This window comes from Streptomyces sp. NPDC020917 (assembly GCF_044333795.1).
GTDB lineage: Bacteria > Actinomycetota > Actinomycetes > Streptomycetales > Streptomycetaceae > Actinacidiphila.
In genome coordinates, this window is the sequence record NZ_JBIRRR010000005.1 from 22,092 (window position 1) to 36,349 (window position 14,258).

The 14,258-nt window shown below is 70.9% G+C and carries 11 protein-coding genes; 6 read left to right on the forward strand and 5 right to left on the reverse strand.

Annotated features, from left to right (window positions below):
- Positions 1–91 precede the first annotated feature (91 nt).
- Positions 92–2,950 carry a discoidin domain-containing protein gene (locus ACH4TG_RS12430; RefSeq protein WP_398242169.1) on the forward strand — a complete coding sequence of 953 codons (2,859 nt, stop codon included), beginning with the start codon at positions 92–94 and terminating at the stop codon, positions 2,948–2,950.
- A gap of 106 nt (positions 2,951–3,056) precedes the next feature.
- Here the strand turns inward: ACH4TG_RS12430 and ACH4TG_RS12435 are convergent, their stop codons facing one another.
- Positions 3,057–6,179 carry a GH92 family glycosyl hydrolase gene (locus ACH4TG_RS12435; protein ID WP_398242170.1) on the reverse strand — a complete coding sequence of 1,041 codons (3,123 nt, stop codon included), beginning with the start codon at positions 6,177–6,179 and terminating at the stop codon, positions 3,057–3,059.
- Between the two features lie 425 nt (positions 6,180–6,604).
- On the opposite strand from ACH4TG_RS12435, the gene ACH4TG_RS12440 reads away from it, so the two are divergent.
- Complete coding sequence (locus ACH4TG_RS12440; protein ID WP_398242171.1) at positions 6,605–7,156, forward strand: GNAT family N-acetyltransferase; 552 nt, start codon at positions 6,605–6,607, stop codon at positions 7,154–7,156.
- Between the two features lie 92 nt (positions 7,157–7,248).
- Positions 7,249–7,632, forward strand: a complete 384-nt coding sequence (locus ACH4TG_RS12445; RefSeq protein WP_398242172.1) for a VOC family protein — start codon at positions 7,249–7,251, stop codon at positions 7,630–7,632.
- Between the two features lie 107 nt (positions 7,633–7,739).
- Here ACH4TG_RS12445 and ACH4TG_RS12450 read toward each other — a convergent pair whose 3' ends face one another.
- Positions 7,740–8,195 (reverse strand): VOC family protein, encoded by a 456-nt coding sequence (locus ACH4TG_RS12450; RefSeq protein WP_398242173.1) that lies wholly within the window; start codon positions 8,193–8,195, stop codon positions 7,740–7,742.
- Positions 8,196–8,258: 63 nt separating this feature from the next.
- On the opposite strand from ACH4TG_RS12450, the gene ACH4TG_RS12455 reads away from it, so the two are divergent.
- Positions 8,259–9,005, forward strand: coding sequence for a VOC family protein (locus ACH4TG_RS12455; protein ID WP_398242174.1), 747 nt, complete (start codon positions 8,259–8,261; stop codon positions 9,003–9,005).
- A gap of 56 nt (positions 9,006–9,061) precedes the next feature.
- Entirely contained in the window at positions 9,062–9,550 is a 489-nt protein-coding gene (locus tag ACH4TG_RS12460) for a nuclear transport factor 2 family protein (RefSeq protein ID WP_398242175.1), read from the forward strand.
- Positions 9,551–9,603: 53 nt separating this feature from the next.
- Here ACH4TG_RS12460 and ACH4TG_RS12465 read toward each other — a convergent pair whose 3' ends face one another.
- Entirely contained in the window at positions 9,604–10,059 is a 456-nt protein-coding gene (locus ACH4TG_RS12465) for an SRPBCC family protein (protein WP_398242176.1), read from the reverse strand.
- Positions 10,060–10,105: 46 nt separating this feature from the next.
- Between ACH4TG_RS12465 and ACH4TG_RS12470 the strand changes: the two genes are divergently transcribed.
- Entirely contained in the window at positions 10,106–10,720 is a 615-nt protein-coding gene (locus ACH4TG_RS12470; protein ID WP_398242177.1) for a TetR/AcrR family transcriptional regulator, read from the forward strand.
- A gap of 181 nt (positions 10,721–10,901) precedes the next feature.
- Here the strand turns inward: ACH4TG_RS12470 and ACH4TG_RS12475 are convergent, their stop codons facing one another.
- Positions 10,902–11,639 carry a FadR/GntR family transcriptional regulator gene (locus tag ACH4TG_RS12475; protein WP_398242178.1) on the reverse strand — a complete coding sequence of 246 codons (738 nt, stop codon included), beginning with the start codon at positions 11,637–11,639 and terminating at the stop codon, positions 10,902–10,904.
- 201 nt (positions 11,640–11,840) lie between these two features.
- Positions 11,841–14,189 (reverse strand): right-handed parallel beta-helix repeat-containing protein, encoded by a 2,349-nt coding sequence (locus tag ACH4TG_RS12480; RefSeq protein WP_398242179.1) that lies wholly within the window; start codon positions 14,187–14,189, stop codon positions 11,841–11,843.
- Positions 14,190–14,258 lie beyond the last annotated feature (69 nt).

Sequence of the window (14,258 nt, forward strand, 5' to 3'; positions counted from 1 at the left end):
AATTTTCTCATCATGCACAGAACCTTGCGGGGTCCAGTAGCGGTCTGTACGGTCGGGGCGCCGGTTTCCCATGTTCCTGAAGGAGCTTCAGATGCGGGCGATCCCCCCACCCCTGCGCGGCCTGCGCCACGTCGGGCGCAGGTCAGCGGCGACCGCCCTGGCGGCGGTCGGCGCGATATGCCTGACCGCGGTGCCTGCGGGCGCCGCGTCGCACCGGGCGCCTGAGCCCCGGGCGGCGAGCGAGGCAGCACCCCACGCGGCGTCCGGCGCGGCGCCGCACGCGGCAGCGGCGGTCGGAGCGACGACGCCGTTCCGGACCTACGAGGCGGAGGCCGGCAGTCCGGGCGGCGGCGCCACGGTGACCTCGCTGACGGCGCCGCCGGCGACCCAGTACTCCAGCGCCGCCCTCGAGGCGTCCGGGCACGCGTACGTGCACCTGGGCGGCGCGGGCAGCTCCGTGCAGTGGACGAACACCACCGGAGCGCCCATCAGCTTCCTCAACGTCCGTGCCAGCATTCCGGATTCGACGTCCGGCGGCGGCACGACCGCGACGCTGGACCTCTACGTCAACGGGGTGTTCCGGCAGGCCCTCAACCTCAACTCCAAGCAGAGCTGGGTGTACGAGGGCAACAACAACTACAACACCAGCGACAACCAGAACCCGGCCGACGGCAACCCCCGCGTCTTCTGGGACGAGTCGCACACGTTCGTCACGGGTGCCGCGATCCCGGTCGGCGCCACGTTCTCGCTGCAGAAGGACGCGGCGAACAGCGCGTCGTTCTACGACGTGGACTCCGTGGACGTGGAGAACCCGCCGGCGCCGCTGACGCAGCCGGCCAACTCCGTGTCGATCACGGACTGCGGCGCGGTCTCCGACGACAACCCGACGAACGGCGCAGCCGACGCCCAGGCGGTGGACAGCCGCGCGGCGATCCAGAACTGCATCAACCAGGCGCAGACGCAGGGCAAGATCCTCTGGATCCCGAAGGGCACCTTCTACGTCAAGGGCACCACGGGTCTGACCGCGCAGGGCATCACCATCGCGGGCGCCGGCATGTGGTACAGCACCATCTACCGCGACGTACCGGTCCCCAACAGCACGCCGCTGGCAGCGCTGTTCGACGTGACCTCCTGCACGGTGCAGAACTTCCACGTCGACGCCAACGCGGTCAGCCGCAGCACGATCGGCGGCGACGGCGGCGCGATGGACACCACCGGCACCAACTGGGTGGCCGACGGCATCTGGACCCAGCACACCATGTCCGGCTTCTGGGCCTCGGGCACCGGCGGGACCGTCCGCAACAGCCGGCTGACGGCCATCTGGGCGGACGGCATCAACGTCAACAACGTCTCGATGGGCGCGGACACCGGGAACAACCTGACCGTCACCAACAACTTCGTACGCGGCACCGGGGACGACGCGATCGCGATCAACTCCGTGCACTACAACACCAACGGCGACGGCTCGCAGACGTTCTACAACCCGATGACGAACATCACCGTCACCAACAACACCTCGATCGCGCCGTGGGGCGGCAAGGGCATCGGGATCTACGGCGGCAGCGGGCACCACGTCAGCGACAACTACATCAGCGACACCGCCCGCTACATCGGCCTGGGCGCGGGCCGGTTCGGCGTCAACGGCAGCGACCTGCTGTCCGCGACGGTCTCCGGCAACACCGTCGTGCGCTCCGGCGGCAACGCCTACAGCCAGGGCCAGCCCGCGCTGCACATCGGCAACGGCGGCGACGGGCAGAACACCGGCACCGTCGACCACGTCACCGCGACCGGCAACACCGTCACCGACTCGCTGTACGACGGCATCGGCTTCTCCACCTCGACCAACACCGTGCTGCAGAACAACACGGTCACCAACCCGGGCCGCAACGGCATCGCCATCGCCCCGCCGTTCTACCCCGCGCCGACCGGATCGGCCTCGATCACCGGCAACACCGTCACGGGCCTGCACCCCGGGGCCACGTCCTACGTCAACAACTCCAGTGGATTCACCGCCACGTTGAGCGGCAACAACTGGGAAGCCGCCCCGCCCGAGGGCCCGTACGGCGGCACGCCCGCGGCAGTCCCCGGCACCGTCCAGGCGGAGAACTACGACACCGGCGGCCAGGGCGTCGCGTACAACGTCACGAGCGTCAACGGCAACGCCAACGGCTACCGCGCGGACGGCGTGAACCTGGAGGCCACCTCGGACACCGGCGGCGGCTACGACCTCGGCTGGACCGGCGGCGGGCAGTGGTTCCGTTACACCGTCGACGTCGCCACCGCCGGGACGTACACCGTCGGCCTGCGGGTCGCGGCACCGGCGGCGGTGAGCGGCGCCCTGCACCTGTCGGACGCGTCCGGCAGCAACCTCTCCGGTGCGGTGAACCTGCCCGCCAGCGGCGACTGGCAGACCTGGGAGACCGTCGACACCGCGGTCACCCTCCCCGCCGGGCGGCAGGTCCTCACCCTCAACCAGGACAACGGGGGCTGGAACGTCAACTCCCTGGCATTCAGCGCGGGTGGCGGAACGCAGCCGCAGGTCGACCTCGCCGCGGGAAGGCCGACGAGCGAGTCGAGCCACACCGACGTCTACTCCTCGTCGAACGCCACCGACGGTTCCCAGTCCACCTACTGGGAGAGCGCCGACAACGCGCTGCCGCAGTGGCTCCAGGTCGACCTGGGCGCGGCGCGCAGCGCCTCCAGGATCGTGCTGCAACTGCCCGCGGGCTGGGGCGCGCGGACCCAGACGCTGTCCGTGCTGGGCAGCACCGACGGGACCGCGTTCAGCACCCTCAAGTCCTCGGCGGCCTACGCCTTCGACCCGGCGGCGAACAACACCGTCACGATCACCTTCCCGGCCTCCACCCAGCGCTACGTCCGGCTGAACATCACCGCCAACACCGGCTGGCCGGCCGGCCAGATCTCGGGATTCCAGATCTGGGCCACCTGATCCGGGGCGGTTCCCGCCGGCCGAGCCGGGAACCCCCTGACGCCAACGGCCCGCTCATGGCGGGCCGTTGGCGCGTGAAGGCGCAGTGCTTCACAGGTTCAGCGCGTCACTGGTCGTCCGGGCACAGGTGCAGCGCCAGCACGTTCCCGCCGCTCACCGTGACGTGCACCCGGCCGAGGGTGCCGGTGTCGCCGCCGTTGGCGACCCGGAAGTCGGTGCCGGCGTTCTCCCCGTTGTGGAAGGCCGCGTCGTCCACCGTGAACGTGGCGGTCTTCCAGGTGTCGGTGCCGGTCTTCGCCACCGGCGCGGAGTTCTTGTACGTGTTGCCGACCGCGTCGTACTGCAGTGTCCAGTTGCCGGTGCCGTGGTCGTAGTAGTCGATGGTGACGGTCGCGTGGTACGGACCGCCGCCGGGGACGATCGTGTTGTCCACGTCGAAGTACTCGTACGGCGAGCTGCCGGTGGTGGAACGGCCGGACCGGCCGCCGACGGTGACCGGCACGGTGTGGCCGTCGCCGTTGTCGCGCAGCCGCAGCCCGCACTCGGTGTCGGTGCTCCCGAGGGTGTCGCAGGCGGTGGCCGTGGCGTCGGCGGCGGGCACCGTCACCACGACGGCCCCGCCCGGCAGGCCGGCGCCCGAGCCGGCGGTGAAGGACACCGTCACCGGGTGGTAGCCGGAGGGCGTGCCGGCGGCCACGGCGATGGTGACCGGCACCTGGCCGGTGGCGCGAGTGGTCAGGTCGAGGGTGCCGGAGGACGGGGTGACGGTCACGCCCGGGGTGTCGGAGGCGGCCGTCCAGCGGACCACTCCGGCCTTTCCGGCCAGTTGCGAGACACCGACCGTGGCCGGCAGGGTGCTGCCGCCGGGCATCACCTGGGTGCCGGTCGGCGTCAGGTAGCCGACGGCGGGCACCTCGTGGTCGCGGTAGGACGGCGGGGCGTCCTGCGGCGCGGTGCCGCGGTGGGTGTCGGGCCGGGTGGACATGTCCACCGACAGCGCGCCGCCGCGGGTGGCGAACGAGGCGGGGAGCGCGTTGCCGTCGTACCGCCGTCCGTCCAGGGTCATGGCGGTGATGTAGGGCGCGTCGGTGGCGGCCTTCGGAGCGTCGAGGGTGATGGTGCGGCCGTTGCCGAGGGTGATCACGGACCGCTTGAACAGCGGGCTGTTCAGGGCGAGCGTCGGGGTGCCGGGAGTGGCCGGCATCATGCCGAGCGCCGCCCACACGTACTCCGAGGAGAGCGCGCCGTTGTCGTCGTTGCCGGGCAGCCCGTCGGGCGCGGTGGTGAACAGCTCGTTCTCGAAGCGGCGGGCGACCTCCTGGGTCTTCCACGGCTGGCCCACGTAGTCGTAGACCCACGGCGTGGTGGTGTCGATCTCGTTGCCCGCCCAGTCGTACGGCGCGTTGCCGCCGGCGTTGAGCTGCGCGAAGAAGGAGTCCAGCCGCGGGATCACCGCGCCGGCGCCGCCCATGGCGGTGACCAGCCCCGCGATGTCCTGCTGCACCGAGAAGTTGTACTGGGCGGCGTTGCCCTCGTCGTAGCCGTCCTGGCCGAAGGCGCCGGCCGGCGGTGTCTGGTAGCCCGGGCCGGCCGGGAAGGCGCCATTGTCGTCGCGGGGCCGCAGGTAGCCGGTGCTCGGGTCGAAGATGTTCTGCCAGTTCTGGCCGCGCCGCGCGTAGGTGTCGGCGGCGGTGCGGTCGCCGACAGCGGTGGCCAGGCGCGAGATGGTGAAGTCGTCGAGCGCCCACTCCAGGGTCTCCGAGGCGCCCTGCAGCCCGTGGTCGCCCTGCGACGTGGCGTTGTTGGGGGCGTAGCCGAGGCGTACGTAGTCCTCGACGCCGGGCCGCTCCACCCAGCCCCAGCCGACCTTCTCGGAGTGGTTGGCGGCCTTCTCCATGATCGGCAGGGCGTCGCGGATGTCGACGTCCTTGGCGCCGAAGGCGACGTACTGGGCGAACAGCGGTACGCCGTTGTCGCCGTTCATCACGTTGCCGGTCATGTTCTGCGAGGGCCACTTGGGCCACCAGCCGCCCTGCTGCTGGGCGTCCCGCAGCAGGGAGTTGGCCATGTCGCCGGCCCGCTCCGGGTACAGCATGGTCTGCAGCGGGGCCAGCGAGCGGTAGATGTCCCAGTCGGAGAACGTGGCGTACTGGTGGTGGCCCTCGGGCACCTGGTGGACCGCGTCGTCGAAGCCGATGTACCGGCCGTCGGCGTCGTCGAACACGCTCGGCGACTGGAGGCTGCGGTAGAGCGAGGTGTAGAAGACGCTCAGCTGGTCGTCGGTCCCGCCGCCGACGGACACCTTGCGCAGCGCGTCCCGCCATGCGCGCCGGGTCTGCGCCTGCACTCGCCCGATGTCCCAACCGGGGATCTCTGCGGCCCGGTTGAGGGCGGCGCCGGCGGTGCTCACGTACGACATCCCGATCTTGGCGGTGACGGTACGGTCCTTCGCCGTGTCGAAGGTCAGGTACGCGCCCGAGCCGGGGCCGTCCGCGCTGGAGGCCCCGGGGGTGACGGCGCCGCCCTGCCAGGTGCCGTGCGCGGTGAACGGGCGGTCGAAGGTGATGTCGAAGTACATCGTGTACGTGCTGTTGTTGCACAGGCCGTGCGGCGTGGTGGTGCCGGCCAGTTCGTGGTCGTTGACCACCTGCACCTGCGCCGCTAGGTCGCCACCCAGGCTCGTCCCGGATTTCACCAGTACCTGCGCCTGGCTGCCGGCCGGGTAGCGGAACGAGGCGATGCCGGTGCGGGTGGTGGCACCCAGCTGCACCTGCACGTCGGAGTCGGTGAGGTGCACGGCATACGAGCCGGGCGCCGCCTGCTCCTCGTCGTGCGAGAAGTGCTCGGTGCGGGCGGCCGGGTCGGCGCCGACCGCCCCGGTCACCGGCAGCACCGGGATGTCGCCGAACGACGAGCAGCCGCCGGAAAAGTGGTCGAGGCTGAAGCCGCGGATCGCGGTGTCGTCGTAGTTGTAGCCGGTGCCGCCGGAGGTCGTGTCCGGGCTGAACTGCATCATCCCGAACGGCGCGGTGACACCGGGGAAGGTGTTCTCCCAGTCGGCGCCCTTCTTCGTGCCGATCATCGGATTCACGTGGCCGGTGGGGTCCTTCACCACCTGCACGTGCCCGCCGTCCGCGGCCACCGCCGCGGGCGCGGTCGCCACGCAGGCCGCGAGCACCGCCACCACGGTGCCGAGTCTGCTCCAACTGCCGCGCAGTCGTCGTGCCATGACGCTCCCTGATGAGAATGGTGCGTGGGCGTAAACTAACTAGCTTGACATCGTTGTCAATTCGTGCTCCGGCAGTGTGGCGCCGAGGTGAGGCGGCGTCAAGGAGGACTCCCCCCAGGTCGGCACACGGAATCCGGGGAGTGCCGTCGGCGAGGGCGGCCATCGCGTGGTGGCCACCCGGCACGCGGACGGCTGGCGGCCGCGGCCACGGGCCGGCCCCGGCCGGGTGGCGTGTGGCTGCAGTCCCCGGCGCGTCGCTGCGAGGGGCGCGCCGGTGCGCAACCGGAATGAGCGGCGAACGTGTCGCGGCCTCGCCGGGCGTTGCCTCGGTGGGCGCGGCCGCCCGGTGAGGTGGGGCCCGGGTCGTGCGGTGATCGCTCGGCGGGCCTTGATCGCTGCCGAGAGCGCCGACTACGTTGTCCGGCATGACCGAGATCGACCCCGTCACCTGGCCGCCTGCCCCGATCACGACCGCCCGGCTCGTGCTCCGCGAGTCCGAGGCCCGGGACCGCGCGGCGTCCATCGAGCTGGCGGCCTCCCCCGAGGTGAACACCTACGTGGGCGGCGCCCGGCCGCGGGACGAGCTCGAACGCGCGGTACCCGAAGTGCCCGGGCGGCGCCCCGGCTTCTTCGTGGTCGAGCTCGACGGGGCGATGATCGGCTACATCCAGCTGCTCGACCGGCGCGACGCGGAGCGGCCCGGTCACGTCCGACCGGAGGGCGGGGAGGCCGAGCTCGGCTACATGTTCCTGCCCGAGGCCTGGGGGCAGGGGTACGCCGCCGAGGCGTGCACGGCGGCGCTCCGCTGGTTCGCCGTCGCGTTTCCCGGCGAGCCGGTGGTGCTCACCACCCAGGCCGCCAACGCCCGTTCGATGCGGCTCGCGGCGAAGCTGGGGTTCGTCGAGGTGGAGCGGTTCGAGGAGTGGGGCGCCGAGCAGTGGTTCGGCGCCTGGTACCCGGGCACGCCGTCCGGCTGAGTTCGCGCCGGGCCCCCGGCGGCGGCTCCCCGGGGCCCCGGGCGTGCGCAACCCGGTGGCGTCGGGAGGGGAAATCAGGGAGGCTCGCGCGCATGGTCTCGGTAGTGCAGAACGTGGCGATCGACTGTGCGGATGCCTACGGGCTGGCGCGGTTCTGGAGCGCGGTGACCGGCCGTCCGCTGCACCCGGAGGACAAGCCGGGCGATCCCGAGGTGCAGGTGCTGCTGCCGGAGGGCCCGGTCCTGTACTTCAACCAGGTGCCCGAGGCCAAGACCGTCAAGAACCGGGTCCACCTGTGCCTGCGCCCGGAGACCTCGCGGGACCTGGAGGTGGAGCGGCTGCTGGGCCTCGGCGCCACGCTGGTCACCGATCGCCGGAATCCCGACGGCTCCGGCTGGGCGGTCCTCGCCGATCCCGAGGGCAACGAGTTCTGCGTGCTGCGCAGCGAGTCCGACCGGGCGGCCATGACGTCCTGACCGCGGGCGTCCGGGCGGTGTGGGTTCGGCCGCATGCCGGTCGCGGCGGTCCGGCGCGGCGGTCGGCGCGCCGGCACGGGCCCCGCGACCGGACGGCTCCCCGGCCGCTAGACCACGCAGAACTCGTTGCCTTCCGGGTCCTGGAGCAGCGCGGCGTAGTGCCCCGTGTCCGGCTCGTCGGTGATCCGCAGGACGCTCGCGCCGGCCGCGGTCAGCCGGTCCACGGTGGTGGTCACCCGCTGCCTGCGGTCCGCCGACGGGACGTCACGCCCGCCGCCGACCTTCAGGTCGAAGTGCAGCCGGTTCTTGGTGGCCTTGGCCTCCGGCACCTGCTGGAACCACACGCGCGGCCCCCGCCCCGCGGGATCGACGATCGACTCCGGGGTGGCCCCCGCATCGTCGGGCAGCTCCTCCGCGGGCACCCCCATGGCCGACCAGTACTCCCGCCACGTGGCATGACCCCCCGGCGGCGGTTCGGGGACGTATCCCAGGGCCTCGCTCCAGAACGCCACCAGCCTCTGCGGGTCGGCGCAGTCGATCGTCAGTTGCAGCGTCATCTCCATGACCGAACCCTGGCAGAGACGTCTGACACTGCCCTCTGCGGTCGATTGCATAGGATCACCGGCATGGCGCTGCGACCGGTTCATGTGATCATCAAGGCTGTGGACAACCCGGCGATCGGCCGGTTCTGGGCGGAGGCGCTCGGCTGGACCGCCTACAGCGGGGAATCCGGCGTGACCACCTATGTGGGGCCGGCCGGCGGCCTGGTCTGGCCGGACCCGGTCGGCCTCGGCATCGACGTGGTGACCGTCCCCGAGCCCAAGACGCCGACGAAGAACCGCGTGCACCTCGATCTCGCCACCACCTCCGCGGCCCACCAGGCGGAAACGGTCGCGCGCCTTCAGGGTCTCGGTGCGACGCCCGCGGACGTCGGGCAGGGGGACGTGCCGTGGACCGTCCTCGCCGACCCGGAGGGCAACGAGTTCTGCGTGCTGGAGCCCCGGGAGGTCTACCGGGACACCGGCCCCATCGCCGCGGTGGTGGTCGACTGCACGGATCCGCGGGCCATGGCCCGGTTCTGGGGCGAGGCCACCGACTGGACCGTGCACGAGGTGACCGACGATCAGGCGGTACTGCGCTCCGCCCGGGGCACCGGCCCGTACCTGGAGTTCCTCCGCAACCCCGGCGGGAAGACGGTGCCGGACCGCGTCCACCTCGACCTGCTGCCGTACCCCGGTGACGACAAGGCGGCGGAGGTGGAGCGGCTGCGGGCCCTCGGCGCCACCGACCTCGACCTCGGCCAGGGCGACGTCCCGTGGACCTGCCTGGCCGACCCGGACGGCCACGAGCTCTGCGTCCTGTCCCTGTCCTGACCTCCGTCCCGGCCCGAAGCCCCGCGCCGGACCGCCCTCAACCCTGGAGCCCAACCGTGTCCTCGTCCTCCGCCACGCCCGCCGATCCGCTGCCGAGCCACCGGGCGGTCGAGAACCTGCTCGCACGGTACGCGGAGCTCGTGGACGACGGCGATTTCGCGGGGCTCGGCCTCCTCCTCGCGGACGCCACGTTCGTCGGCAGCGGCGCGCCGGTCAGCGGCAGGGAGGCGATCGAGAAGATGTTCCAGGACACTGTGATCGTCCATGACGACGGCACACCGCGCACCCAGCACGTCACCACCAATTTCCACGTCGAGGTCGAGGAGCGGGCCGGAACGGCGGTCGCACGGTCGTACGTCACCGTGCTGCAGGCGCTGCCCGACCTGCCGCTGCAGCCCGTCGCCGCCGGCCGGTACCGCGACCGCTTCGAACGCCGCGACGGGCAGTGGCGTTTCGTCGAGCGCCAGGTCGACATCCGCCTCGTCGGCGAGGTGAGTCACCACCTCAAGGCCGCCGCGGGACGCCGGGCCGTGTCTGACGGATAGCCCGTCCGCCCGCAAGGAGCGGGGCCGCCCCGGCCCGGGCCGGGGCGGCTGTGTCAGGCGGCGGCCGTGTGGGCGGTCAACTCGGCGGCCAGCCGCCGCATGACGGTGCGGTTGGCGCGCCGCATCGTCGCCCGGACGACGGGCGCCAGGAGCCGGTCGGCCAGCGGCGCCCGCTCCCAGGCGTACGTGAACGACACGCGGCTGCCGCCTGCCGCCGGCTCGACGGTGTAGACGCCGCGGGCCACCCGCCGGCCGCCCGCGCTGACGTTGCGTTCGACGATGCTCCGCGGCGCCTCGGCCTCGACGACCTCGATGGTCACGTCGGTCCTGACGCCGCCGAGCGCCGCGGTGACCTCGGCGCGCGAGCCGACGCCACGATCGGGGCCGCTGTAGCGCCAGTTGGTCATGTAGTGGTCGGTGAACCGCTCGTGGTGCGCCATGACGTCAAGGAAGTCGTAGACCTGAACGGGCTTCTGCGGTACGTCGATCGACACGGTGACGGGCTCCATGTACCGCATGGTACATGGACCATGTACCACTTGGTACAGTGGTGCCATGGCCGTCACCGACCCCCCGCACGCGCAGCCCCGCGACCCCGGCGCGCGCGGCACGGACGGGGACCGGCGCGCCAGGCTCGTGGACGCCGCCGTCGATCACGTCGCGGCCCACGGCATCGCGGATCTGAGCCTGCGCCGGCTCGGCGCCGCGATCGGCGTCAGCCACCGCATGCTGATCCACTACTTCGGCTCCAAGGAGCAGTTGCTCGTCGAGATCGTCCGGACCTCCGAGCAGCGCCAGCGCGAACTGCTGTCGCGCCTGCGCCTGGACCCCGGCCTCGCACCGGCCGACGCGGCGCGCAGCCTCTGGCGCCAGCTGACGGATCCTCGGCTCGCCGCCCAGGAAAGGCTGTTCTTCGAGATCTACGGGCAGGCGCTGCAGGGCCGCCCGGAGGCCGTCCCGGTCCTCGAGGGCGTCGTGACCGACTGGCTGGAGCCGCTCGTGGCCGCCGAGGTCGAAGCCGGCACCGACCCGGCCTCCGCCCGCAGCCGCGCCAGGCTCGGCCTGGCCACCGTCCGCGGCCTGCTCCTCGACCTGCTCGCCACCGGCGACCGCGACAGCGTCGACGCCGCGATGGAGGAGTTCCTCCGGCTGTACTACGGCGAGGCGTGAGCATCCAGCTGGGGAAGCATGCTGGGAGCGCACCCGGCCCGTGGACGCCTGCCCCCGGTCCCCGACGCGGCGACGGTCGACGGGTGGCTCGATGGCCCGGGCTTGCTGCGGGGCATCGAGCGCTCCACGATCCGCTCCTACCCCGGACTGCCGGCGTTCCACGCCGCACGCCGGGGCGTTGTCACGCCTGCGTAGGCTCGCGCTGGAAAACTCGCCGTCCGATCTCGGCCTCGTAGCCGCGTCGCGTCCGCTCCAGATGGGCCAGTGCCGCCTTGCCGGCCGCATCGGCGTCGCCTCGGCGGATGCTGTCGAATATGGCCGTGTGTTCCTCGAGTGCCTGCACCGCCAGGTCGGCTGAACCGTGGGCCACGGCGTTGGCGGCCCGCTGTTGAAGGCGCATGGAGGCGCCTGCCGAGTCGACCAGGAAGTCGTTGTGCGTGGCCCGGGCGATCGCCGCGTGGAACATCTCATCGGCCCTGCTGAGGTGCTCCCGGTCTCGGCTCGGAACGTGGGCGGCGTACTCGGCGAGAGCGTTTTCGATGGCCATGAGCTCGGCGGGGGTGCTCCGCTTGGCGGCGAGTTCCGCGGCGGCCTTCTCCTGGATCGCACGGAACTCGAAGAGCATCATGATGTCTTCGATGTACTTCGGGTTGAATGTGTTGGTGAGCCCCGGCGAGAAGGAGGGGCCCTCGGCCACGAAGATGCCCCGCCCGCGCTGTGTGACGATGCGGCCTTTGGCGGCCAGTGTCTTCAGGGCGTCACGGGCTATGCTGCGGCTCACGCCGAGCATCGCGGCGAAGTCGGCCTCGGTCGGCAGCCTGTCGCCGGGTCCGAGTCCGTTGCCCTTTATGTGTTCCAGGATGCGGTCCGCGGCCACCGAGTAGCCCGGTCGGTAGGCCTCCTGGCCGTCGGTGGCCATGCCGCTCCCCTGTGTCATCGTCTTCTTCGCTCCGCCCGCGTCGGCCTGGTCGGTTACTATTGAGTATGGCTCATCCTACGACGGCGAGCCATGCGCGCAGGCGCGTTCCGGATACACCGGGATGCTGCGCTACGGCGTGGCTGCCGCCGGATTCACCTCCCGCGACAGCCACTGAGTATGCCGACTGTGTCGGACTCATCATCAACTGGATTTTGCGGACCTGTACTGTCCCGTCACGCTGAACTCCTGAACGCCGACGAGTCCGCCGGCGTTGGCGTTCTCCACGTAGAGCCGGATCTTCGTCGTGGCCAGGTTGTTCGCCGGCCGGTAGACGACCTGCCCGGGACCGGCGAGCGTCTGGTACGGCATGATGTCCGCCCATTGGTTGAGTGAGCTGTTCCAGCGCTGGACCTTCCACGCCGTGGCCTGGTAGGTGCCGTTGCCGTCCTGCGACAGGCGGAAGGTGAGCGCCCGGTAGTCGGCCGGGAAGTCGTACTCGATCGAGGCCGTGTTCGCCGTCCCGCCCTCCTCGCCGGTCTCGACGACGCCGTCCCACAGCTTTGCCGGCTGGGCATTGATCCATCCGCTGGCGTCGCGGGCGGTGGCGTAGTCGGCCAGGTTGGAGACCGGGACGTGCCGGAGCAGTCGGGCGTAGGCCGGCTCCAGCCCGGCTCCGCTGATGATGCCCTGGGCTTCGGCGGGCCAGGCGGTGTCAGAGGAGACGTGCGGCGCGCCGTCGACGTCGAAGATGAAGTAGGTGTAGTTGCTGCCCGTCGCCGTCGTCGTGTAGTTGTGCGAGGCATAGACGCTCAAGGGCGAGCGGACCGGGGATGCAGCGAAGAACAGCCCGCCGTCGGCGACGTTGTAGTCCCAGCGTGTCTGGTACGACTGGTTGTCGCTCATGTAGGCGCGTCCGGTCGTCACACCGTGCACATAGTTGTGGTCCACCGAGCTGCCGGGCCAGGCGCCGAACGAGTAGATCGATCCGGAGTCCCTCATGCCGAACGACTTCTTCGTGCCGGCGTTGTAGACCTCGTTGTAGCTGAACGTCGTACGGCCGATACCGTCCGCTCCGGCGTACAGGCCCGTCTCGTCGGCCATGCGCTGGTGGATCCCGGCGTAGGCGGTGTTGAAGACCAGGTTGTGAGTGACCGTGACGGCGTAGGTGTTCATCAGGCTGATACCGGTGGCCTGCCAGAAGTCGTCACCGGTGTCGTACACGACGTTGTCGTCGATCTTCGCGTACTCGGTGCGCTGGTCGGCCGTGACAGCCAGGTCCTCCCAGCGACCGGCGATGATTCCGGCCGCGGTGGTGTTGTAGAAGAGGTTGCCTGTCACAGTGGTGTGGTCGGCGCCGTTCAGCAACTGCAGGCCGCCGTTCGCCGAGTAGCGCACGGTGTTGCCGATGAACGAGATCTGATCGGTGTTCGTCAGCTTGATCTGCCCCGGGACGTTGGTCGTGTAGACGTGCCTGTCCGGGTCCCCGTACATCGCCTCGGCCTGGGAGCCGCCGAAGAACGTGGAGCCGGGCCACATCCAGTTGCCGTGCTCGAAGGTGATCCCGGTGACCTCGATGTCGTGGGCCTTCGACGTCCCGCTCGTCCCACGGACGTCGACAAGTGTCTCCACGACGGGCACGGAGGCGTGGGCGGTAGCCATGCGCTCGCCGGCCCGAGGGTAGTAGTAGAGCCGATGCGTGGCCTGGTCCAGGTACCACTCGCCGGGGCTGTCGAGTTCCTGGAAGGCGTTCTGGACGTAGAAGGTGTCGTTGAACGCCAGACCGGACCCCGCGTCCAGCCGGGATTGGAACCACGGCTGCTGGAGGTAGACCCTGGCGTTGGCGCCGTCGCTGGTGATCCGGGTGACGGGGAAGTAGTCCGCCTTGAATCCGGCGCCCTGGTGGACCAGCCGCAGATCGGTGACGTTGCTGTAGTCCCTGATGGCCGAGGCCGGGAACACGATGCCGTCGTACACCCTGCCCGGGTTGTCGGGGTTGCCCGGGTTGGGGACGGAGGTGTCACGGAAGAACGACGTCCCGGCGATCCCCTTGCCGGTGGCCAGTTGCGCGCGCACTCCGCCGACGTACAACTGCCGGAAGTAGCTCGCATAGCCCGCCGTGGTGGGTACGTCGGCGACCCAGTAGGGCTGCCCGGGCACCTGGGTCCAGCCGGTGACCGCCTTGCCGCCGTCGACGATCGGCGCCTCGCCCGGGTACGCGGCCCAGATCACCTTGTGGCCGTCGGATCCGGAGTCGGCGTCGGTCAGGCTGAAGGTCTGGGTCCGGGTGTAACGGCCTCCGCGCAGGCAGACCGTCAGATCGCTCGTCATGTGCTGGTTCAGGTTGTTGGTGCGGATGTAGTCGCGGGCGTGTTCCAGCGTTCGCCAAGGGGCTGTGACCGTGCCGGGGGCCGAATCGCTTCCCGCCGGCGACACGTAGTAGTTGCAGGACGAGGGGGCCGAGCCCGCGGCCGCGGCCGCATGCAGGGCCCCGAGCGGCAGTAACGCGACTGCCATCGCCAGGGCCAGGGCCAGGCTTCTTGCACGTGACATGGTTGTCCCTCGGTCAGGAGGTTCTGCCGGACAGGAAGGCCGGCAGATGGGGTTGGGCGATCCGTGTTC